Origin of the sequence: Streptomyces tirandamycinicus, from assembly GCF_003097515.1 — a bacterium.
GTDB lineage: Bacteria > Actinomycetota > Actinomycetes > Streptomycetales > Streptomycetaceae > Streptomyces > Streptomyces tirandamycinicus.
Genome location: NZ_CP029188.1, coordinates 1,022,957 through 1,045,115, shown reverse-complemented (window position 1 = coordinate 1,045,115; position 22,159 = coordinate 1,022,957). Strand labels below are relative to the sequence as shown.

Annotated in this window: 16 protein-coding genes and 1 pseudogene; 5 read left to right on the top strand and 12 right to left on the bottom strand. The window is 73.4% G+C overall.

What is annotated here, in order from left to right:
- Positions 1 to 99: 99 nt before the first annotated feature.
- Positions 100 to 1,866 carry a multicopper oxidase family protein gene (locus DDW44_RS04495; protein WP_108905594.1) on the bottom strand — a complete coding sequence of 589 codons (1,767 nt, stop codon included), beginning with the start codon at positions 1,864 to 1,866 and terminating at the stop codon, positions 100 to 102.
- A 91-nt stretch (positions 1,867 to 1,957) separates the two neighbouring features.
- Between DDW44_RS04495 and DDW44_RS04490 the strand changes: the two genes are divergently transcribed.
- Together DDW44_RS04490 and DDW44_RS04485 are read left to right on the top strand one after the other, a co-directional pair.
- Positions 1,958 to 2,674, top strand: a complete 717-nt coding sequence (locus tag DDW44_RS04490; RefSeq protein ID WP_108905593.1) for a DUF998 domain-containing protein — start codon at positions 1,958 to 1,960, stop codon at positions 2,672 to 2,674.
- On the top strand, positions 2,671 to 3,513 hold the full coding sequence (locus DDW44_RS04485; protein WP_027731040.1) for an alpha/beta fold hydrolase: 843 nt from the start codon (positions 2,671 to 2,673) through the stop codon (positions 3,511 to 3,513). Before DDW44_RS04490 ends, DDW44_RS04485 begins: the two co-directional genes overlap by 4 nt.
- Positions 3,514 to 3,772: 259 nt before the next feature.
- Here DDW44_RS04485 and DDW44_RS32565 read toward each other — a convergent pair whose 3' ends face one another.
- From DDW44_RS32565 to DDW44_RS04465, 5 genes and pseudogenes are all read right to left on the bottom strand, one after another.
- A complete protein-coding gene (locus DDW44_RS32565; protein ID WP_134407431.1) occupies positions 3,773 to 4,192 on the bottom strand; it encodes a CBS domain-containing protein in 420 nt (139 codons plus the stop codon).
- Between the two features lie 597 nt (positions 4,193 to 4,789).
- Positions 4,790 to 4,933: pseudogene (locus DDW44_RS33475) on the bottom strand (histidine kinase dimerization/phospho-acceptor domain-containing protein); the annotation flags it as partial.
- Positions 4,934 to 5,111: 178 nt separating this feature from the next.
- The gene (locus DDW44_RS04475; protein ID WP_108905591.1) at positions 5,112 to 5,915 is read right to left on the bottom strand and encodes a DUF305 domain-containing protein; all 804 of its coding nucleotides are present in this window, start codon (positions 5,913 to 5,915) and stop codon (positions 5,112 to 5,114) included.
- Positions 5,912 to 6,568, bottom strand: coding sequence for a DUF3105 domain-containing protein (locus DDW44_RS04470; protein WP_017945235.1), 657 nt, complete (start codon positions 6,566 to 6,568; stop codon positions 5,912 to 5,914). Before DDW44_RS04470 ends, DDW44_RS04475 begins: the two co-directional genes overlap by 4 nt.
- A gap of 158 nt (positions 6,569 to 6,726) precedes the next feature.
- Positions 6,727 to 7,176: a hypothetical protein gene (locus DDW44_RS04465; protein WP_108905590.1), complete on the bottom strand. Its 450-nt coding sequence runs from the start codon at positions 7,174 to 7,176 to the stop codon at positions 6,727 to 6,729.
- A 141-nt stretch (positions 7,177 to 7,317) separates the two neighbouring features.
- Here DDW44_RS04465 and DDW44_RS04460 point away from each other — a divergent pair, with 141 nt between their 5' ends.
- Positions 7,318 to 8,679: a glutamine synthetase family protein gene (locus tag DDW44_RS04460; RefSeq protein ID WP_017945237.1), complete on the top strand. Its 1,362-nt coding sequence runs from the start codon at positions 7,318 to 7,320 to the stop codon at positions 8,677 to 8,679.
- 105 nt (positions 8,680 to 8,784) lie between these two features.
- On the opposite strand, the gene DDW44_RS04455 is transcribed toward DDW44_RS04460, so the two are convergent.
- The 3 genes from DDW44_RS04455 to DDW44_RS04445 all read right to left on the bottom strand — a co-directional run bounded on the left by DDW44_RS04455 (position 8,785) and on the right by DDW44_RS04445 (position 12,754).
- On the bottom strand, positions 8,785 to 9,225 hold the full coding sequence (locus tag DDW44_RS04455) for a VOC family protein (RefSeq protein ID WP_108905589.1): 441 nt from the start codon (positions 9,223 to 9,225) through the stop codon (positions 8,785 to 8,787).
- A gap of 245 nt (positions 9,226 to 9,470) precedes the next feature.
- Positions 9,471 to 9,905 carry a VOC family protein gene (locus DDW44_RS04450; protein WP_017945239.1) on the bottom strand — a complete coding sequence of 145 codons (435 nt, stop codon included), beginning with the start codon at positions 9,903 to 9,905 and terminating at the stop codon, positions 9,471 to 9,473.
- A 452-nt stretch (positions 9,906 to 10,357) separates the two neighbouring features.
- On the bottom strand, positions 10,358 to 12,754 hold the full coding sequence (locus DDW44_RS04445; protein ID WP_244223961.1) for a PIG-L family deacetylase: 2,397 nt from the start codon (positions 12,752 to 12,754) through the stop codon (positions 10,358 to 10,360).
- Positions 12,755 to 13,395: 641 nt separating this feature from the next.
- Between DDW44_RS04445 and DDW44_RS04440 the strand changes: the two genes are divergently transcribed.
- Positions 13,396 to 16,401 carry a bifunctional [glutamine synthetase] adenylyltransferase/[glutamine synthetase]-adenylyl-L-tyrosine phosphorylase gene (locus DDW44_RS04440; RefSeq protein WP_108905588.1) on the top strand — a complete coding sequence of 1,002 codons (3,006 nt, stop codon included), beginning with the start codon at positions 13,396 to 13,398 and terminating at the stop codon, positions 16,399 to 16,401.
- A gap of 175 nt (positions 16,402 to 16,576) precedes the next feature.
- Here DDW44_RS04440 and DDW44_RS04435 read toward each other — a convergent pair whose 3' ends face one another.
- From DDW44_RS04435 to DDW44_RS04425, 3 genes are all read right to left on the bottom strand, one after another.
- Positions 16,577 to 17,440: a phosphatase PAP2 family protein gene (locus tag DDW44_RS04435; protein WP_017945242.1), complete on the bottom strand. Its 864-nt coding sequence runs from the start codon at positions 17,438 to 17,440 to the stop codon at positions 16,577 to 16,579.
- A 165-nt stretch (positions 17,441 to 17,605) separates the two neighbouring features.
- On the bottom strand, positions 17,606 to 18,637 hold the full coding sequence (locus tag DDW44_RS04430) for a LacI family DNA-binding transcriptional regulator (RefSeq protein WP_018892194.1): 1,032 nt from the start codon (positions 18,635 to 18,637) through the stop codon (positions 17,606 to 17,608).
- Between the two features lie 25 nt (positions 18,638 to 18,662).
- Complete coding sequence (locus DDW44_RS04425; protein WP_108905587.1) at positions 18,663 to 20,489, bottom strand: glycoside hydrolase family 13 protein; 1,827 nt, start codon at positions 20,487 to 20,489, stop codon at positions 18,663 to 18,665.
- Between the two features lie 302 nt (positions 20,490 to 20,791).
- Between DDW44_RS04425 and DDW44_RS04420 the strand changes: the two genes are divergently transcribed.
- Positions 20,792 to 22,063 carry an extracellular solute-binding protein gene (locus DDW44_RS04420; RefSeq protein ID WP_017945245.1) on the top strand — a complete coding sequence of 424 codons (1,272 nt, stop codon included), beginning with the start codon at positions 20,792 to 20,794 and terminating at the stop codon, positions 22,061 to 22,063.
- Positions 22,064 to 22,159 lie beyond the last annotated feature (96 nt).

The window sequence follows — 22,159 nt, the reverse complement described above, 5'->3', positions numbered from 1 at the left end:
CCCGCCCGGCCCGCCGTGCGCCGGGAGACGCCGCCCCGGCTGTCCCCCGGCTGAGCCCCGTCCCCCGCTGAGCCCCGGCCCGGGGTGGGCCCGGGGGATTCAGTCCTTGTACGTCAGCGTCGTCATCATCCCGGACTCCGAGTGGTAGATGTTGTGGCAGTGGAACATCCACAGGCCGGGGTTGTCCGCGTCGAAGTCCGCCACCAGTTTGCGGTGCGGCAGCAGGATCGCCGTGTCCTTGCGGGCGCCGAGGGAGTCGATGCCGGCCAGGGCGAAGGTGTGGCCGTGCAGGTGCATGGGGTGCCACATGTCCGTGGCGTTGATGACCACCAGCCGCACCCGCTCGCCGTACTCGATCCGGTGCAAGGTCTCCGGGTCGTACGGCCGCCGGTCGAACGCCCAGTCGTAGCGCTTCATGCCACCGGTCAGCGTGAACCGGATGAGACGGTCCGGGCGGCGCCGGTCCAGCGCCACCTGCTCCTTCGGCCGCAGGTACGCGGACGACTGCAGCACCCTGCGGTCCAGCTCCGACGGGCGGGTGGACGGCTTGGGCGTCGCCCCGCCGCCCGTGCGCAGCACGGCCATCGCCGAGCCCCTCTTGCCCTCCGCGAGCGCCGTGAACGGGAACACCCCGTCCTTCGCGGTGACCAGGACGTCGTACCGCTCGGCCATGCCCAGCAGCAGTGCGTCGGTCTTGTACGGGTGGACGGGGAAGCCGTCCGAGTGGACGACGGTCATCTCGTGGCCGCCGAGCGCGACCCGGAAGGCGGTCTCGGCGCCGGCGTTGATGATGCGCAGCCGGATGCGGTCGCCCGGCTTGGCCTTGAACTCCGTCGGATGGTCCGCCGTACGCCCGTTGATCAGGTAGTACGGGTAGGCGACGTCGCCCGCGTGGCCGCCGAGCAGTTTGCTCGTGGCGTCGGTCGTCAGCCGGTTCGGTCCCCTGCCGCCGGCCGGCCCGGGCGATCCGTGGCCCGCGTCCGGCTCGTGCGCACTGGCCGGCCCGTACCCGGCGTCGACTCCGCCGGTGGGCCGGGGCCGCGGACGTCCGTCGCGCTCGCCGTCGCCGCTGCCGTCGTCGGCATCGGCGTTCTCGTGCTCCCGCCCGCGCTCCCGGTCCCGCTCCTCGTCTCCGCCGCCGTGGCCGCGATCGTGCCCGTTGCCGTGCCCCATGGCCGGCTTGCCCTTGAGGAGCTGCGCCAGCACGTCGTCGGGCGTGGACCCGTCCACGCCGTCGACCCAGTCGTCCAGGACGATGACCCACTCATGGTCGTAGAGGAGCGGCTCCCTCGGGTCCTCCACGATCAGCGGGGCGTACATGCCGCGGTCGATCTGCACGCCGTAGTGGGGGTGGAACCAGTGGGTGCCGGCGTGCGGCACGGTGAAGCGGTAGGCGAAGGTCCCGCCCGGTTTGATCGCCGGCTGCGTCACGTCCGGTACACCGTCCATCTCGTTCTCGATGGCGATGCCGTGCCAGTGCACGGTGGTGGGCGCCGGCAGATGGTTGGCCAGGGTGAGTGCGAGGGTGTCGCCCTCGTTGATCCGCACCTCCTTCCCCGGCAGCCGGCCGTCGTACGTCCAGGTCCGGAACGTGCGCCCGCGGCCGATGTCGACCGTGCCGGGCGTGGCCGTGAACGTACTCGTGCGGAGCGGGCCCACACTGCCCTCCGCCGCCGGGCCGCCGACCTTCCCGCCGTCGGTGGGGTGGGAACCCTGGGCGGGTGCGCCCGCGGCGCCACGGCCGCGGTCGTCCGACCCTCCGCCGGAGCAGGCGGCGAGCAGCCCCGACCCGACGGCGGCGATCCCCGCGCCGAGCACGGCGCGGCGGGTGGGGGAGGTCTGACGAGTGTGCTCCTGACTGGACATGGCCCTCCGGTTGGTCGAACATGCGCGTACCGCCCCGCTGGGGACGGGCCCCGGGTGGGGCTGAACGCAGCACGACCTAGCATGGGGCACGATGCCCGAAACATCCGGTACATCCAGATCTGTCGCGATGCTCATCGCGCTCGGCGCCCTGCTGTACACCACGTGGGTGCTCGAACTGCTCCTGGCCACGGGCCTCGACCCGGTCCAGGCGTACGTCAGCGAACTCTCCGCCGCGGACCAGCCCTTCGGCGGTCTGTTCCGGGCCACGGACCTCGCCGCCGGCCTGTTCGTCCTCGCCGGGGCGGCCACCGCGCTGCTGACGCCGCCCCGGCGGCCGTGGTGCGTCACCGGCTGGACCGCCCTCGCGGTCTTCGGCCTGGCGACCGCCGTCGACTCACGGCTGCCGCTCAGTTGCGCGCCCACCGACGACCCGGAGTGCGCGGCCCGGGAGACCGCGGGACTGGTCCCGGCCACGCACGCCGCGCACGCCTACAGCTCCACCCTCGCCATGGCGGGCGCGCTCGCCGGCATGGCCGCGCTCACGGTCGCCGCGCGCCGCTACCGCCGGTGGCCCGCACTGGCCCGGTTCGGCCCGGCGCTCCTCGCCGTCGAACTCGCCGCCACCGTCTGGACGCTGACCGCCGTCGCCGCCTTCGAGGCCGGCCGCGGCATCTGGTGGCTCGGCGCCGGGCAGCGACTCCAGGTGCTGACGGTGGCAGGGTGGCTGGCGGTACTCGCGCTGTCCGTGGCGCGGGAGAACACCGGACCGCCGGGCGCGGGACGGCCGGGAACGAGGGGGACGGCGTGACGTTCGTACGCATCGGCGGAGTGCCGCACCACGTGGTCGTCGAGGGCAGCGGACCCGTCTGCGTCCTCAGCGCGGGCCTCGCCATGAGCTGGTTCGACTGGGATCCGGTCGTGCCCCTGCTGGCCCCGTACCGCACCGTCGTCCGGTTCGACCGGCCCGGGCACGGGCTCAGCGGCCCCGCCGCGGTGCGCCCGTCCGCCGCGGGCGAGGCGCATCGCATCGCCCGGCTCCTCGACGCCCTCGGGCTCGGCGGACCGCCCGCCACCGTCGTCGGGCACTCCATCGCCGGCTTCCACGCGGAGGCCTTCGCCCGCCTCCACCCCGCCCGCACCGCCGGTCTCGTCCTCGTCGACGCCAGCATCGAGGAGGGCGCCAGGGCACCCGCCGCACCGGCCGTCCGCACGGCCGTGGCGCACGGGATCGGCACGGCCCTCACGGCCGTCGGAGCACCCGCCGCGGTCGGCCCGGCCGCCCGCCGCGCCCTGGTCCGGCTGTCCCGCGAGCACGGCGGCGATCCCGCCCCCGCCGCGCTCGTGCGCCGCTGCTACGGCACCTCGCGCGTGCTCCGGGGCGCGCTCCTGGAGAACACCCACTACCGCGCGGTCGCCGCCGAACTGCTCGCGCTACGTGCACGGTTCCCGCTTCCGCACGGCGTGCCCGTGACCGTGCTGGCCGCGGCGGACGGCCGGGGCCGGCGCTCCACCGGGCGCTGGCTGGAACGGCAGCGCGCGCTGGCCCGGGAACTCGGCGACGCGCACTTCGAGGCCGTCGCCCCGTCGGGGCACCTGATGATGCTGGACCGCCCGGACGCGGTGGCCCGGGCGGTCCTGAAGCCGTGACGGGAGCGTGACCGCCGCCCGCGCGGTCGCCGCCCGTCCGACGCCGCAGCGGACACGGTGCGGGGTACACGGTGTGGGGACACACGGGGCAGGGGCACATGGCGCAGGGGCACACGGGATGCGGCACACGGTGTGGGGGCACATGGGGCAGCGGCACGCGGCGCGGCGGCACATGGCACCCGCGCACACGTGGCGGCGGCACCCATGCGTCGTCACTTCGGAGTGACGCCCCGTCAACTCCCCTCGGGAAGACGCCGCGTCAGCTCCGTGCGTACACCTGCTCGACCCACTGGGCGAGCTGGTCCTCCGACAGGTGCTGCGCCAGATCGGCCTCACTGATCATGCCTACGAGGCGCTTGTTCTCGATCACGGGGAGCCGGCGGATCTGGTGCTCCTGCATCTCGTGCAGGACGTCGCCCACGTCGGCGCCGGAGTCGATCCAGCGCGGGGTGCCGCGGGCCATGTCGCCCGCCGTGATCTTCGACGGGTCGTGGCCCATGGCCACACAGCCGACCACGATGTCGCGGTCGGTCAGTATCCCGCACAGCCGTTCGTCGGCGTCGGCGATGGGCAGCGCGCCCACATTCAGCTCGCGCATCAACTGCGCGGCACGGTCGAGAGTTTCGTGCGCCGGGATCCACTGGGCCCCGGGGTGCATGATGTCCTTGGCGGTGGTCATGGGTTTCGTACCTCCTGGGCGTGGCGCGTGTCTGTAGTCAGCCGATGTCACGCCCGCCGTCCTGCGCGGGTGGAGAGGACCGGCCGACGGTCCGCCGGCGCCGCGCACCACGTGCCGGGATCTGCCCCGGCCGGGAACGCGGGGACTTCTTCGGCGCGCACGTCGGGCGCGCAGCGCGGCGGCGAGCCCGGTCGGCAGGTCCCGGCGGACGCCGAGGAAGCCGTCTTCGACCTTACCGCCGACGCCGTGGCCGCGCCCGACGGAACCGACCGGCTCCGAGGAGGGCGCCGGCTCCTCCCGCGGGGCGCCCGCTTCGTCCCTCTGACCTGGGGCGGACTGCACGTGTGGTCTGGGGCGGACTTCATGTGAGCGGCACGTTCGCGTGTCGCCCGGCCCCGGTTCCCGCTGCGCCCCGCAGTCCGGCGGCCTCCCGCCGGAGCCGGCGGGTGGGGGACCGCCTGCCCGCCGGCGGACCGACCGGCAGCAGCACCCTCCCGGCCCGCGCGGCCCCGCCCCGCCACGGCAGCGCCGCGTTGCCCCGGCCCGGGGACATCGCCCCGGTCCGTACCGTGGGCGGGGACATCCCTGCACGGCCGAGTGGATGACCTCCGCGTAGTCGACCTGCTTCTCCGTCAGGTTCCCCTCGGGGTTCTGCGCGAGCAACTGGGCAAGGATCAGCAGGCTGTTGAGCGGGGTGCGCAGCTCGTGGCTCATGTTGGCGAGGAACTCGGACTTGTACATCGACGTACGGGAGAGCTGCTTGGCCCGCTCCTCGAGCTCCTGCCGGGCCTGCTCGATCTCCAGGTTCTTGCGCTCGATGTCGCGGTTGCGGTCGGCCAGCAGGGCGGCCTTCTCGGCGAGTTCCGCGTTGGGCCCCGGCCCGACCGGCGGGCGCGACGGGCGCGCCCGCCGGGGGCCGTCAGGACCGGGGCGCCGCCCCCCGCTTCTTCAGCAGGTCCGCCATCAGGCCGATCTCGGACTGCTGGGCGTCGACCATTCCCTGGGCCAGCGCCTTCTCCTGCGGCACGGCGCACAAGTCCGCGCAGCCCTCCGCCATGGTGACGCCGCCCTTGTGGTGGTCGGTCATCAGCTGCAGGAACAGCACCTCGGCCGCCCTGCCGTCCGCCTTCGCCAGCCGGTCCAGCTCCGCCCGGGTGGCCATGCCCGGCATCAGCGCCCCGGTGCCGGGCCGCTGCCCGCCCGCGCCTGCGGGCGTGCCACCGGCGTCGTTGCCCGCGTCGCCCCCGTCGCCGTTCCCGGGCGCGTCGCCCCCGTGACCGCCGTCGCCATGGCCACCGGCACCATGCCCGCCCTTCCCGTGGGCCCCCTCCATCCAGGCCATCGGCGCGGCACCGGTATCCACCTTCGGCAGCCCCCACAGATCCAGCCAGCCCAGCAGCATGCCGCGCTGGTTGGCCTGGGTGTTGGCGATGTCGTAGGCGAGCCGCCGCACCTCCTCGTCGCCGGTGCGGTCCCGGACGATGAAGGACATCTCCACCGCCTGCTGGTGGTGGACGGCCATGTCGCGGGCGAAACCCGCGTCGGCCGAGTCAGCCGCCGGGGTGGCGCGCGTCCCCGCGCCACCCCCGTGCCCGTCCGGGCCACCGCCTGAGTGCCCGTCGCCGCCACCGGCGGACGCGACCGTCGCCGCGCCCGCGAACAGCAGCGCCAGCACCACGGCCGCGATCGAGAACCAGTGCGTACGCGTCAGAGTGAGCGTCACGCGCCCAGTCCGCCCGTGCACGCGGCACCCGGCTCGGGCGTCTGCGGACCCTGCACGTACTTGGTGAAGAACTGGTCCACCCGCGGGTCGTCCGCGCCGGCGACGGTCACCTGCTTGCCCCAGGCGCTGAGCATGATGGGCCCGGCCTGGTCCTTCACCGGGCTCATCATCGAGTACGAGGTCCTGCCGACCTTGTCCTTGAGCTTCTCCACGTCCGCGGCCGGGGCCTGGTCGTTGTACGTGACCCACACGGCGCCGTGCTCCAGCGAGTGCACGGCGTTCACCTCGGGGATCGGCTTGTCGTAGACGTCGCGGTCGCAGTTCATCCACGCCTGGTGGTGGTCACCGCCGACCGGCGGCTTCATGGGGTACGTCACCGCCGTGGTGACGTGGTTGCGTCCGAGCTTCTTCGCGTCCCAGGACTTCTCGTCCTTGATCGGGGCCTTGGCGGCGGCCTCGGTCTGCGCCTTCTCCTCGGACTTCTCGTTCAGCACGTAGGCGCCGAAGCCGACGAGCCCTGCCACCAGGACCGCGCTGAGCGAGATGGTGATGACGCGGTTGCGGCGGTCGCGGGCCCGTTCGGCGCGGCGCATCTCCTCTATGCGGGCGCGGCGGTCGTTCGTCGAGTTCGTCTTGTTCGTCCTGCTCGTCACTCTGCTTCGTCCTTCTTCTGCGTCGGGGGTGCGGGGTGTGCACGTGTCCAGCACGCCGTGTGCCGTGACGGCACGGACGGCGCCGGAGCGGTCCTCCCGGGGGGCGGGGGCCGAACAGCGGCTCCCTCGGCCCGCAGGGCCGGGAGGGACCCTCGACGCTAGGTCCGCAGCACCTGAAGGGCGTGCAGGTCCGGGGCGCGGGGGAGTGCACCGGTGCGCGGCGGGCCGCCCGCGACGCGGTCCGGCACGGCGCCGCGCGGGAGCCCGGCCGCGGCCGGCGGCGCGTCCTGGGTCTGGGCGGTGAGGACGGCGGGCCCGAGGTGCGGGTAGATCGCGCAGTCGCCGCGGTCGTACGGGCAGCTGTACGCGGTGGCCGACTCGGCCGGCGCGACCGTCCGGGTGGTTCCGACGGCGTGCCCGCCGGCCGGGGACGAGGAGACCGCGGACCCACCGTTCCCCCGGTGGGTGCCGTGGTCGCGTGCGGCCCCGGGGCCGGTGTCGGCCTGTCCCAGGCAGACGAAGAGCGCGGCGAGGAGCGTCGCCACGGCACTCAGCAGAGCCGTGGGACGCGCGGCGTGCGCGGTGCGGGCGTTCCGCATGCCCCCCATGGGGGCAGATGGTAACGGCGGGTGCGTGCTCGACGTCATACGGGGTGCGTAATCTGGGCGAAACCCCGGGTCGTGATACTGAAGCTCCTCTCTACGCCCTGGCGGTGGTGCACAGGCCGTCTGAACTGCAAGGATGTGGCTATGGACAAGCAGCAGGAATTCGTGCTCCGCACGCTCGAGGAGCGCGACATCCGGTTCGTACGCCTGTGGTTCACCGATGTGCTCGGCTTCCTGAAGTCGGTCGCGGTGGCGCCCGCCGAGCTCGAGCAGGCCTTTGACGAGGGCATCGGGTTCGACGGCTCCGCGATCGAGGGCTTCGCACGTGTCTACGAGTCGGACATGATCGCCAAGCCCGACCCGGGGACCTTCCAGATCCTGCCGTGGCGTGCGGAGGCCCCCGGCACGGCACGGATGTTCTGCGACATCCTCATGCCCGACGGCTCGCCGTCCTTCGCCGACCCGCGCTTCGTCCTGAAGCGGATCCTGGCGAAGACCTCGGACCTGGGCTTCACCTTCTACACCCACCCCGAGATCGAGTTCTTCCTGCTGAAGGACCGGCCGCTGGACGGCTCCCGCCCGACCCCCGCGGACAACTCGGGGTACTTCGACCACACCCCGCAGAACGTGGGCATGGACTTCCGCCGCCAGGCCATCACGATGCTGGAGTCCATGGGCATCTCGGTCGAGTTCAGCCACCACGAAGGCGCGCCGGGCCAGCAGGAGATCGACCTCCGGTACGCGGACGCCCTGTCCACCGCGGACAACATCATGACCTTCCGCCTGGTCATGAAGCAGGTCGCGCTGGAGCAGGGGGTGCAGGCGACGTTCATGCCGAAGCCGTTCTCCGAGCACCCCGGATCCGGCATGCACACGCACCTCTCCCTCTTCGAGGGCGACCGGAACGCGTTCTACGAGTCGGGAGCCGAGTACCAGCTCTCCAAGGTGGGACGTTCCTTCATCGCCGGTCTGCTCAGGCACGCCGCCGAGATCTCGGCCGTCACCAACCAGTGGGTCAACTCCTACAAGCGCATCTGGGGCGGCTCGGCCCGCACCGCCGGGTCCGGCGGCGAGGCCCCCTCGTACATCTGCTGGGGCCACAACAACCGCTCGGCCCTGATCCGCGTCCCGATGTACAAGCCCGGCAAGACCGGTTCCTCCCGTATCGAGGTCCGCTCCCTCGACTCCGGCGCCAACCCCTACCTCGCCTACGCGGTCCTGCTCGCCGCGGGCCTCAAGGGCATCGAGGAGGGCTACGAACTCCCGGCCGGCGCGGACGACGACGTCTGGGCCCTCTCGGACTCCGAGCGCCGCGCGATGGGTATCGAGCCCCTCCCGCAGAACCTCGGCGAGGCGATCATGCTGATGGAGCGCAGCGAACTCGTCGCGGAGACGCTCGGCGAGCATGTCTTCGACTTCTTCCTCCGCAACAAGAAGTCCGAGTGGGAGGAGTACCGCTCCGAGGTCACCGCGTTCGAGCTGCGGAAGAACCTGCCGGTGCTGTAGGCGCAGGCCGGGCGATGGTGCCGCCGCTGAATTGGATTCCGGGCCGACGGTCACCGGCCGCCGGCCCGGAGCCCGGTTCAGCGGCCGTTCAGCGCCGATCCCGTGTCATCCCCTGCACCGGGCCGCCAGCGGGATCGGGGCCTCCTGGACGATCCAGCCGTTGCCGTCCGGGTCCCGGAAGAACATGAAGGAGTTCCACGGTTCGCCCCTGCCCGCGGCCCAGCCCGAGGGGGAGACGTGCTGGACCGCGCTGACCTCGACGCCGCGGGCGAGCAGCTCGTCGTGGGCCGACCGGATGTCGGGGACGCAGAGTTGGAGGCCCTGGATCACGCCGGGGGGCATCGTCGTCTGGCCCGGTGCCGGGGGCATGCCCTGGCCGATGACGATCGAGCAGGTGGACCCCGGAGGCGTCAGCTGGAGGATGCGGATTCCGTCGGAGATACGGGTGTCGTGGTCGACGGTGAAGCCGCACTTGTCGGCGTAGAAGGTCTTCGCCCGCTCCACGTCGGAGACGGGGACGACGATCACTTCCAGGGTCCATTCCATGGGCAGCGCCCCCGTGGCTCGTGCGGACCGCGCGGGGGTGGTTCCCCCACACATCAGTCTGCGCCCGGCAGGAGGGCAGCCGCGACGCGGTGGCCGGCCGCGGTAGCCCTGGCCCGGTCCATGCCGGTGACGGGGCCGATTCCCGCGTGGGCCCCACCGGCGGCATCCCGGGACGGAGCCCCGCCGCGCGGCGCACCGGCGGGGTGCCCGAGTGCCCGAGTGCCGCCGCCGCCCCGGCGGACGGGTCAGCGTTCGGCCAGTGGGGCCGGGGCCTCCTGGACGATCCAGCCGTTGCCGTCCGGGTCCTGGAAGAACATGAAGGAGTTCCAGGGCTCCGCGCCCTTGCCGTCCGCCCAGCCGGAGGGTCCCACGTGCCGCACCGGGCCCACCACGACACCGCGCTCCACGAGTTCCTTGCGGGCCGCCTCGATGTCGGTGACGCAGATCTGCAGACCCTGCAGCGAGCCGGGCGCCATCCGTGGCTGTCCCGGGGACTCCGGCAGCCCTGACTCCAGGACGATCGAGCAGCGTGAACCGGGCGGGGTGATCTGGACGAGGCGGGCTCCCTCGAACGGCGACATGTCCAGATCGGCGGTGAACCCGCACCGGTCCACGTAGAAGTCCTTGGCCCGGTCGACATCGGTCACCGGGATGGCGACCACTTCGAGGGTCCATTCCATGGTTCGGTCTCTCCTCGTCGGGTTCATCGGGTTGGTCGGTGGTCGGTGGTCGGTGGTCGGTTGGTTGGTTGGTCGGTCGGTCCGGTAACCGGGTCCGGCCGTTCGTCTCAGGCCCCGGCCGAAGCCGAAGCCGAAGCCGAAGGCCGAAGACCGCGGCCGGTGCCGCCTCGCACCCACTCGGCGCGGTCTCCCCCTCGTGCCGAAGGACCTTGCCCGGAACGCGAAGTGCCACTCCGGACCGTACTTCTCCCGCCGTGGCCGGGCCAGCCGGGCGAGCCGGGTCCTCCCTTCCGGCACCCGGACTGCCGCACGACGGCCTCACTCCCGACGACCGGGGCACGCCGCTCCCGGTCGCGGCTGACGCCGGTCGAACGCCGGCATGGGCGGCTCCGTCCCGTCCCGGTCCGCGGACCTCCTCCCGTCGAAGTACCGACTCCGCGCGCCCCCGGAACTCATCGCCGCAGCGGGGCCTGTTCCCGCGGCGCAGGCCCGGCCGGCCGCGGGTGGTCCGACGGCGTCCAGCGCAGCGCGCCGTCCAGGCCGATCGCGGCGATGCCGCCGGGGAGTCCGGCGGGCGCCCCGGCGAGGAGGAAGCCGCCTTCGGTCCAGCCTGCCCGGGCCCCGGGGGCGGCCCCCGGCACCGGACGGGAGCCCGGCGCCGGACGGGACTCCGCCGGCAGACGTGTCGTCGCGAGTACGCCCGTACGGGACCGGACGGCCAGCAGACCGCCGCCCGCGCCGACGGGACCGAAGCCCGCCACACCGGTCGAGGCCACGGGGAGGACGGCCGGGACGTACATCCCCGCCGCGGCCGCGGCCGCGGCCGTGCCCGCAGCCGTGTCCATGCCTGCGGCTGGGGCCGGGACCGAGCCCGGGGCCGGGACCGCGCCCGTCCCAGCACCCGCGCCCGTCCCCGTGACGGGGACCGTCCCCGTACCCGCGACCGTGCCCGGTACGCCGGAGTCCCGGCCCCGGAAGTGGGCCTCGCGTACCTCGCCCGTCACCGGGGTCCGGTACCAGAGCCGGACGCCGTCGCCCAGGGCGTCGGCCGTCGCGCTCAGCGCCAGCGTCGTCGCCGGAAGGCCGGTCCGCAGTGGACCCGCCCACGGGCCGCCGGGCCCGGTCCGCGTCCAGGCCAGTACCGACGACGGCGTGGGGACGAGGACGGTGTGCCGGCCGTGCGCGTCCGTGGCCGCCACCGGGTCGCCGCGCAGATCCGTGCCGCCCAGCGGTGCCCAGGCCCCCCAGCGGCCACCGGGCAGCCCGGTCCGGGCGTTCAGCCGGTGGCCGGAGTCCCGGACGAACACGGTGATCCGGCCGGCCCGGTCCACGACCGCCGCCGGAGCGCTGACGTCCGACGTACCACTGTCGTCGTCGCGTTCGGGCGTGCCCAGCGAGACCCACGGCGCGAAGTCCCCGCCCGGGGCGCGCTGCACGCTGAGCACCACGTCCCGGCGGTAGTCGGCGGCGCGTCCGCCGAGCGTCGTACGGGTGCCGAGCACGGCGATCCGCCCGCCGGGCAGGCGCAGCGAGGTCACCCCGCCGTCGATGCCGCCCCCGCCCGTCAGCCGCGGCCCGGTCCACCCGGCGGCGGCGCCCGGGCGGTGCCAGACGGCGAGCCGCCGGTCGAGCACGGAGAACGCCCACGCGGTGCCGTCCGGCCCGGGCTGCGCCCAGGACGTCGACTCGCCGCGGCTGTGGCGGATCGTCTGCGCCCAGCCGTGGCCGGCGGGCCGTGCCGCCACCTTGCGGTCGCCGCAGCCGGCCGGGTCGCCGCAGTGGTCGGCGCCGTCCGTCCACGCGTACGTCTTCAGGGTGCGCAGTTTCGCCGCGGCGTCGGCGGGCGTCAGCGTGCGGGGCAGCCGTCCGGTGGAGTAGCCGAGGTAGGTCTGGACGCCGAACGCGGGGTGCCCGGGTGCGGCCGCGTACCGGGCGAGCGCGGCCTGTGCGAACCGGGCGCCGTACAGATGGTCCTGGTGGTCGGTGTAGCCGCCCTTCGCGGTGCGTCCCGGAGTGGGGTCCTGGATGCGGACGAACGTCGGCCGGAACCGCTCCAGCAGCCCGGCGACGGTCCGGACGACCTGCTCCCTGGTGTACGCGAAGTCCTTGCGTACGGGCGTCCCGGAGGACAGCCGGGAGGAGAGGGCGCCGACCCGGCCGTCCCACAGCCCGTGGAGGCTGTGGGGCCGGTCGCCGTCGATGCTGCCGGCCTCGCGGAGCTGGACCCAGACCAGGCTGATCCAGGGTTTGGCGCGGAGGGTGTCGAGCTCGGCCGTGCCGCCGCCCCGGGTGGGTACGGCGGTGCGCGACCAGGGGCTGGTCCGGTCGCCGGTGGCCATCTCGGCGTAGGCCGCGCGTATGCCGTTCTGGCGGGCCTCGGCGTAGGCGGCCTTGTCGGCGGCCGGGGGACTCGGGTCGTCCCGCCGGGCGTTGACGCCGTCGGCTTCGCCGGCCGTCAGGTACACCGACGTCAGACTCCGGCCGGTGGCCAGGGACTGGGCGGTGTCCGGGTTCATGAAGAACAGGTCGTCGTCGGGGTGGGCGACGATCTGGACCACCCGCTCGCCGGTGGTCGTGACGACGGGCTCCACGGCCGGTCCGATCGGTCCGGCAGGTCCCGCCGGGGGAGCGGTCCGTGCCTCCTGGCGGTCCGCGGCGGCGCCGGGTCCGGTCACCAGGGTGCCGAGGGCGCCCAGCAGCACCGCGGCGGCCAGCCCGGCCGGCAGGCCCCGCCGGGCCGGGTGGACGGACCGGACGGTACGGGCGGGCCGGGTGGCGCGGGCGGTACGGGCGGACCGGGTGGTACGGGCGGACCGGGCGGTGCGGCCCAGGAGTCGCGGGAAACCCAAGAGCCCTGGGAGGCCCAGGAGTCCCTGGGGGTCCGGGAGGTCCGCCGGGCGATGGCCGCGTCCGGACCCCGGGCCGGGCAGGCTCCCCGGACCGGGCAGGCTCCGCAGGCCGGGTCCGTCCCCGCCGCCGGAGCGGGACGCGCCGGCGCCCGGGGACACCTCGGTGCGGTGGGACGTGGGAGCGCTTTGTGACGTGGGAGCGCTCTGTGACTCGGGAGCATTCTGCGACGCCCCGGCGCCCGGGGACGCTTCGGCGTGGGAGGCCGCCGCACGGCGGCTGCGGCGGTGGGGCCGGCTGGGCATGACGGGCGGGTGCCTTCGTGGTCGAGTGGGCCGGTCGCCGCCCCGGGCGGGTGCCCGCGGGGTACCGGTGTCCGGCAGGCGTGCGCGCGCCCGCCGGGCACCGGGGCCGGCGGGCGCGCGCAGTCCTTGGCGGACCTGTCCGTGCCGCCCGGGCACGCGCGGCACCCGGACACGACGGAAGACGGAGATTCCAGGAATACGGGTTGACCCGCCCCAACCACGAGGAACATGACGAACATCACGGCACCGCCCCGCCCGCGACGCCCTCCGGGGGGCGGCCCCGGTACCCCTGCGACTACGCTCGGAGCCGGATCCGGACCTTGATCGGAGGCGGCGGGATGACATCGGTGCCGGGGCGCAGGAGCAGTACCTTCACCCGTCTGCTGCGACACGGCTTCACCCACCCCGCCGCGGCCGAGCGGCTGCTGGGCCTGCCCGAGATGGTGCCCGTGCGCGCCGACTCCGTCCTCCTCGACGCCCTCGGCGCCACCGCCGACCCCGACCTGGCCCTGCGCGGGCTCGTGCGCCTGGTCGAGGCGCAGCAGCCGGACGAGCGGCAGGTGCTGCTCGACACGCTGATCTCCGCGAAGCCGCTGCGCGACCGGCTGCTCGGGGTGCTCGGCGCGTCCGAGGCGCTCGGCGACCATCTGGCCCGGCACCCGCACGACTGGCAGGCGCTGGTGATGTACGAGGCGTCCGATCTGCACCCCGGGGTGGACGACTTCGAGCGGGGACTCGCCGAGGCGACCGACCCGGTGTCGCTGCGCGTCGCCTACCGCCGCTGTCTGCTGTCGATCGCCGCCCGCGACGTGTGCGGCACCACCGACGTGGCGCAGACCGCCGCCGAACTGGCCGACCTGGCGACGGCGACGCTGCGCGCGGCCCTCGCCATCGCCCGTACCGACGCCCCCGAGGACGCCGCGGCCTGCCGGCTCGCGGTGATCGCCATGGGCAAGTGCGGCGGCCACGAGCTCAACTACGTCTCCGACGTCGACGTGATATTCGTCGGGGAGCCCGCGTCCGAGGCCACGGCCGGGCCCGCGTCCGAGGCCACGGCGCTGAAGGCCGCGACCCGGCTCGCCTCGCACCTCATGCGGATCTGCTCGGAGACCACCGTCGAGGGCGCCATCTGGCCCGTCGACGCCAATCTGCGGCCGGAGGGCCGCAACGGGCCGCTGGTACGCACCCTCTCCAGCCATCTCGCCTACTACCAGCGCTGGGCCAAGACTTGGGAGTTCCAGGCGCTGCTCAAGGCGCGGCCGGTGGCCGGCGACCCGGAACTCGGCGCCGACTACGTCGACGCGGTCTCGCCGCTGGTGTGGCAGGCGGCCGAGCGGGAGAACTTCGTGCCGGACGTGCAGAAGATGCGCCGCCGGGTCGTCGACAACATCCCCGCCGCGCACCTAGACCGTGAGCTGAAGCTGGGGCCGGGCGGGCTGCGGGACGTCGAGTTCGCCGTACAGCTGCTGCAGCTGGTGCACGGCCGCACCGACCCGGCACTGCGCAGCGGCTCCACCCTGGAGGCGCTCGGGGAGCTCGCCGCGGGCGGTTACGTGGGCCGGGCGGACGCGGCGCAGCTCGACGAGGCGTACCGCTTCCTGCGCTCGATGGAGCACCGGATCCAGCTGTACCGGCTGCGCCGTACGCACCTGGTCCCGGAGGGCGAGGAGGACCTGCGGCGCCTCGGGCGTTCCCTGGGGCTGCGCGCCGACCCGGTGGCCGAGCTCGACAAGGAGTGGCGGCGGCACGGCTCCGTCGTGCGCAGGCTGCACGAGAAGCTCTTCTACCGGCCCCTGCTGGACGCGGTCGCCCAGCTCGCGCCGGGGGAGACCAGGCTCAGCACCCAGGCCGCCCGGCAGCGCCTGGAGGCGCTCGGGTACGCCGATCCGGCCGCCGCCCTGCGGCATCTGGAGGCCCTGTCGTCCGGGGTGTCGCGCAAGGCGGCGATCCAGCGGACGCTGCTGCCGGTGCTGCTGGGCTGGTTCGCGGACTCCGCCGACCCGGACGCGGGCCTGCTGGGCTTCCGCCAGGTGTCGGACGCGCTGGGCAAGACGCCCTGGTACCTGCGGCTGCTGCGGGACGAGGGCGCCGCCGCGGAGAACCTCGCCCGGGTGCTGTCCGCCGGACGGCTCGCCCCCGACCTGCTGCTGCGAGCCCCCGAGGCGGTGGCGCTGCTCGGCGATCCCGAGGGACTGAAGCCGCGCGGCCGCGACCATCTGGAGCAGGAGGTGCTCGCGGCGGCCGGGCGGGCGGACGGCGCGGAAGCGGGCGTCGCCTCGGCCCGCGCCGTGCGGCGGCGGGAGCTGTTCCGTACCGCGGCGGCGGATCTGATCGGCTCGTACGGCACCGAGGAGAACCCGGCCGAGCTCGACCCGGGCACGCTCGTCGACCGGGTGGGCGACGCCGTCACCGACCTCAGCGCGGCCACGATCGCCGGTGCGCTGCGCTCCGTCGTCCGCGAGCGGTGGGGGGACGAGCTCCCCACCCGGTTCGCGGTCATCGGCATGGGCCGCTTCGGCGGACACGAGCTGTCGTACGGCTCGGACGCCGATGTGCTGTTCGTCCACGAGCCCCGCGAGGGCGTCGACGAGCACGAGGCCGCCCGGGCGGCCGGGACGGTCGTGGCGGAGATGCGGCGGCTGCTCCAGCTCCCGAGCTCCGACCCGCCGCTGCTGATCGACGCCGATCTGCGCCCCGAGGGCCGCAACGGGCCGCTGGTGCGCACGCTCGCTTCCTACGCGGCCTACTACCGCCGCTGGTCACTGGTCTGGGAGAGCCAGGCCCTGCTGCGCGCCGAGCCGATGGCGGGCGACGAGGAGCTGGGCGCCCGCTTCATCGAACTGGTCGACCCGCTGCGCTACCCCGCCGACGGCCTGGGCGAGGACGAGGTCCGGGAGATCCGCCGGCTCAAGGCCCGGATGGAGACGGAGCGGCTGCCGCGCGGCGCCGACCCGACGCTGCACACCAAGCTGGGGCGCGGTGGTCTCAGCGACGTGGAGTGGACGGTGCAGTTGCTGCAGATGCGCCACGGCCGGGCCGAGCCGGGGCTGCGCACCACGCGCACCCGGGCGGCGCTCGCCGCCGCCCGGGACGCGGGCCTGCTGTCCCCGGAGGACGCCGGGATCCTGGACGACGCGTGGGTGCTGGCGACGCGGGTCCGCAACGGCGTCATGCTGGTGAGGGGCCGCGCGGGCGACACCTTCCCCTCCGACGCGAAGGAACTGGCCGCGGTGGGCCGGTATCTGGGGCACGGCCAGGGGCATGTGGGCGAGATGGTCGACGGGTACCGCCGGGCGACGCGGCGCGCCCGCGCGGTGGTGGAGCGGCTGTTCTACGGGTCGTAGCCGACGGGCCCTCGGTTGCAGCCGACGGGCCCTCGGCCGTGCCGACGCGCCCCCGCCGTGGCCGGCGGGGCCTCGGTGGGCGGGATCCGGGGCCGGCCGAGGCCCGGGCCGGCGGTGTGCGGGGCCCGGGGCCGACGGGGCGCGGGGGCGGCGGGGGGTGCCTCCGGGTGCCGGCCTACGCCGTGAGCACCGGGCCGCCGCGGACCGGGTCCGGCACATGCCGCGGCAGCCGGTGCGGCAGGGACCCGTACCAGACGTAGGACAGGCCGTAGCCGAAGCCGAGGCAGAGCAGTCCGCCGACGGCGTCCAGCCAGAAGTGGTTGGCGGTCGCCACGATCACCACGAGCGTGAGCGTCGGGTACAGCAGCCCCAGGATCCTGCCCCAGGGCGCGGTCGCCAGCGCGAAGATGGTCAGCCCGCACCACAGCGACCAGCCGATGTGCATCGACGGCATGGCCGCGTACTGGTTGGACATGTTCTTCAGATTGCCCGAGGCCATGGAGCCCCAGGTCTGGTGCACCAGCACCGTGTCGATGAAGTTCTGGCCGTTCATCAGCCGCGGCGGCGCCAGCGGGTAGAGGTAGTAGCCGACGAGCGCGACGCCGGTGGTGGCGAAGAGGACCAGCCGGGTGGGGGCGTAGCGGCCGGGGTGCCTGCGGTAGAGCCACACCAGGACGCCGATGGTCACCACGAAGTGCAGGGTGGCGTAGTAGTAGTTCATGGTCACGATCAGCCAGGTCACCGAGTTGGCGGCGTGGTTGACCGTCTGCTCGACGGCGATGCCGAGGGCCTGCTCGGCCTCCCAGATCCAGTCGGCGTTCCGCAGGGCCTGGGCCTTCTGCTCGGGGACGGCGTTCCGGACGAGGGAGTACGTCCAGTAGCTGACCGCGATGAGGAGGATCTCGAACCAGATGCGCGGCCGGCGGACCGACCGCCACGCGCGCAGTCTGCTCCGCTCCGGGGCCGGGCCGTCCACGGTCACCATGGGTGACGGGGACGCGGTCCGGTCTTCCGAGGACTTCACGGTCGCTTCACCCATGGGAGGAGAGTCTGCCAGACGGGTGCGTGCGATCCGATCATCCGTCGGGCTGGTTCGGGAGGGGGTCCGGTCCCCCTTGAGGACGAGCCGGAGCCCCCGTATGTCCCGGGCGTCGCGCGGAATTCGGGAGTCCGGTGGAGGGGCGCGCGAGCCGGGTGGGACGGATCAGGGCGAACCGTGCAAAGGCCCCGCCGCGGTCGAGCCGCGGACGACCAGTTCCGGCATGAACACGAACTCGCTGTGCGGAGCCGGAGTTCCGCCGATCTCCTCCAGCAGGGTCCGGACCGCGGCCTGCCCCATCGCGGGGACGGGCTTGCGGACCGTCGTCAGCGGCGGATCGGTGAAGGCGATGAGGGGCGAGTCGTCGAATCCGACGACCGAGATGCCGTCGGGCACCTCCAGCCCCCGCTGCCGCGCGGCCCGGATCGCGCCCAGCGCCATCATGTCGCTGGCGCACACCACGGCCGTGCAGCCCCGGTCCATCAGCGCGGACGCCGCGGCCTGACCGCCCTCCAGGGTGTAGAGGGAGTGCTGGATCAGTTCGGACTCGATCCGCCGCTCGTCCAGGCCGAGCTGGTCGCGCACCGCCTTGACGAAGCCCTCTATCTTCCGCAGTACCGGCACGAAGCGGCGCGGTCCGAGGGCGAGCCCGATACGGGTGTGGCCGAGGGAGACGAGATGGGTCACGGCGAGCTGCATCGCCGCCCGGTCGTCGGGCGAGATGAAGGGCGCCTGCACCTGCGGCGAGAAGCCGTCGACGAGGACGAACGGGACGCCCTGGGCGCGCAGCTTCTCGTAGCGCTGCATGTCGGCGGTGGTGTCGGCGTGCAGCCCGGAGACGAAGATGATGCCCGATACGCCCCGGTCCACCAGCATTTCGGTGAGTTCGTCCTCGGTGGAGCCGCCGGGGGTCTGGGTGGCCAGTACGGGCGTGTAGCCCTGGCGGGTCAGTGCCTGCCCGATGACCTGGGCCAGGGCCGGGAATATCGGGTTCTCCAGCTCGGGCGTGATCAGCCCGACGAGCCCGGCGCTGCGGCGGCGCAGCTTCACGGGGCGCTCGTAGCCGAGGACGTCGAGTGCGGCGAGCACTGATTCGCGGGTGGTCGAGGCAACACCTGGCTTGCCGTTCAGCACGCGGCTGACCGTGGCCTCGCTGACCCCCGCCTGGGCTGCGATGTCGGCAAGCCGTGCGGTCATGGGATTGGACTGTACCGGTCGCATGTCAGATTGCCCACCAGACGGTCGAGTCGGCGGGAAGCACCGCCGTCCCGCCGCCGAGCTCGGGTGGCGCGGAGGACAGCAGGCACCTTCCGGGAACGGGGAGCCGCACGCCGGTGCCACGCGTGTTCGTCGTGCAGACGAACCCGTCACGGGCGAAGGCCAGCACTCCCTCGGGGGCGTCGAGCCAGGTGACGTCCGCGCCGGCGCCCAGCCCCGGGTGCTCGCGCCGCAGCGCGAGAGCGGCCCGGTAGAGCTCCAGGGTGGAGCCGGGCACCCCGGTCTGCGCCTCGACGCTGAGCTCGGCCCACTCGGCGGGCTGCGGGAGCCAGCTGCCGCCGCTGCCGAAGCCGTACGACGGGCCCGAGCGGGTCCAGGGGATCGGGACCCGGCAGCCGTCGCGGAAGCCGTCCTGGCCCTCCGCGCGGAAGAACGACGGGTCCTGGCGCACCTCGTCCGGCAGATCGAGGACCTCGGGCAGGCCCAGCTCCTCGCCCTGGTAGACGTACACGGACCCGGGCAGCGCCAGCATCAGCAGCGCCGCGGCCCGGGCCCGGCGCAGGCCCACCGGCCCGCCGCCGTAGCGCGTGGTGTGCCGGGGCACGTCGTGGTTGGACAGCACCCAGGTGGTGGGGGCGCCGACGGACGCGGTCGCCGCCAGCGACGCCTCGACGACCTCCCGCATCCGCTGTGGGTCCCAGGGGCAGCGCAGGAACTGGAAGTTGAACGCCTGGTGCAGCTCGTCGGGGCGCACATAGAGCGCGAGCCGCTCCGGGCTGGGCGCCCAGGCCTCGGCCACGCCGATGCGCTCTCCGCCGTAGCCGTCGAGCAGCCGCCGCCAGGAGCGGTGGATCTCGTGGACGCCGTCCTGGTCGAAGAAGGGCAGCACCTGGGCACCGATCATCTTGGCCTGCTCGCGGGCTCCGATGTCGGGCAGCCCGTCGGCCTTGACCATGCCGTGGGCGACGTCGATGCGGAAGCCGTCGACCCCGAGGTCCAGCCAGAAGCGCATGACCGCGTCGAACTCCTCGCGCACGGCGGGATGCTCCCAGTTGAGGTCGGGCTGCTCGGGGGCGAAGAGGTGCAGGTACCACTCTGTGCCCCCCTTGCCGTCCGGGGTCGCCGTACGGGTCCAGGCGGGGCCGCCGAACACCGACTCCCAGTCGTTGGGGGGCAGTTCGCCGTGCTCGCCCCTGCCGGGCCGGAAGTGGTAGAGCGCCCGCTCCGGGCCGCCCGCCAGGGCGGAGCGGAACCAGGCATGCCGGTCGGAGGTGTGGTTCGGGACGATGTCCACGATCACCCGGAGCCCCAGCCGGTGCGCCTCCCTGACCAGGGCGTCGGCGTCGTCGAGGGTGCCGAAGAGCGGGTCGACGGCACGGTAGTCGGAGACGTCGTAGCCGCCGTCCGCCTGGGGTGAGGCGTAGAAGGGAGTCAGCCACACCGCGTCCACGCCGAGTCCCGAGAGGTGGGGGAGCCGGTCGCGGATGCCGCGCAGATCGCCGATGCCGTCGCCGTCGGCGTCGGCGAAGGAGCGCACGTACACCTGGTAGATCACGGCGTCCCGCCACCAGTCCCCGGGCCGGGCGGTCCGCGGAGCCTGCGGGACCGGAGAGACGGCAGTGGTCTGCGAGACCGGAGCAACCGGAGTGACCGGAGCAACCGGAGTGACCGTGGAGGTCGGCGAGGTCTGCGCGACCGGAGCGACCGGAGCGGCGGGCGCGACCGGGCCGATCTGCGCGACGGGGGTGACCGGGGTGACGGGGGTGACGGGGGTGACGGGGGCGACCGGGGCGATCTGCGGCGTGGTGGTGGTGCCGAGCTCCTGCGTCATGGGCGCTCCTTCGGATGCCTGTTTCGGGACGTTCCGGATCTTCCAGTCAACGGCGAGCTGTCTCCGACGGTAACAGCGCTGCAATCTCTTGCGAAGCGGTTGCGGGGGCGCATCCGGGGCGCTGGAGCGGGTTCGACGGCGGATGACAAGGCGCACAACGGCAACCGTGAGGACACGTGGAGGTAACGATCACGGTCCCTTGCGGAAAATTGTCGCAAGGTCTTTCGGTCTGCTTTCAGCCTTGTTACGTTCCTGCACGAATCGGCGCCGTGATGGAGCGGGCCCGGGTTGAAGGAGTTCACATGCGACGTGGCATAGCGGCCACCGCTCTGGTCGCGAGCCTGGCGCTCACGGCGACCGCGTGCGGCGGGGACGACGCCGAGGGCGGCAAGAGCGGCTCGGGCAAGCTGTCGGGCACGGTCACCTGGTGGGACACGTCGACCGTGGGCAGCGAGGACAAGGTCTTCAAGAAGCTCGCCGAGGGCTTCACCAAGCTGCACCCCGACGTCAAGGTCAACTATGTGAACGTGCCCTTCGGCGAGGCGCAGAACAAGTTCAAGAACGCCGCCCAGTCCGGCTCCGGCGCCCCCGACGTGATCCGCTCCGAGGTGGCCTGGACCCCCGAGTTCGCCGACCTCGGCTACCTCGCCCCGCTGGACGGCACGCCGGCCCTCAAGGAGGACAAGGACTTCCTCCCGCAGGCCGCCGCCTCCACGAAGTACAACGACAAGACCTACGCCGTCCCGCAGGTCATCGACTCCATGGGCATCTTCTACAACAAGAAGATCTTCCAGGAGGCCGGCGTCCAGCCGCCGTCCTCGATCGCCGAGCTGAAGACCGTCGCCAAGAAGATCAAGGACAAGACCGGCAAGACCGGCCTCTACCTGCGCGGCGACGACGCGTACTGGTTCCTCTCCTTCCTCTACGGCGAGGGCGGCAACCTGGTCGACGCCGAGAAGAAGCAGATCACCGTCGACAACCCGGCCGGTGTCAAGGCCATGAAGGTCGTCAAGGACCTCGTCGACTCCGGCACTGCGAAGACCGACGCCACCGACGGCTGGAACAACATGCAGACGGCCTTCAAGGACGGCAAGGTCGCCATGATGATCAACGGCCCGTGGGCGGTCACGGACACCTACTCCGGCAAGGAGTTCCAGGACAAGTCCAACCTCGGCATCGTCCCGGTCCCGGCGGGCTCCGACGGCCAGGGCGCCCCGCAGGGCGGCCACAACCTCGCCGTCTACGCCGGTTCAAAGAACCTCGACGCCTCCTACGCCTTCGTCGAGTACATGACCTCGGCGGAGTCCCAGACCACGGTGGCCAAGGACCTCAGCCTGCTGCCGACCCGCTCCTCCGTCTACGACAAGCCCACCGTCTCCGGCAACGAGATGGTCGCCTTCTTCAAGCCGGTGGTCGACAAGGCCGTCGAGCGCCCCTGGATCCCCGAGGGCGGCAGCCTCTTCGCCCCGCTGGTGACCGAGTACACCAAGGTTCTCACCGGCCAGACCACCCCCGAGAAGGGAGCCAAGGCCGTCGGTGACGCCTACCGCAAGCTCCTGAAGGACTGGAAGTAGGGGCCGGCGGGGGAAGCAAGAGTCGGCACTAGTCGGCACTAGTCGGCACTAGTCGGCACTAGACGGCACGAGACGGCAAGAGAAGAGGAAGACCGA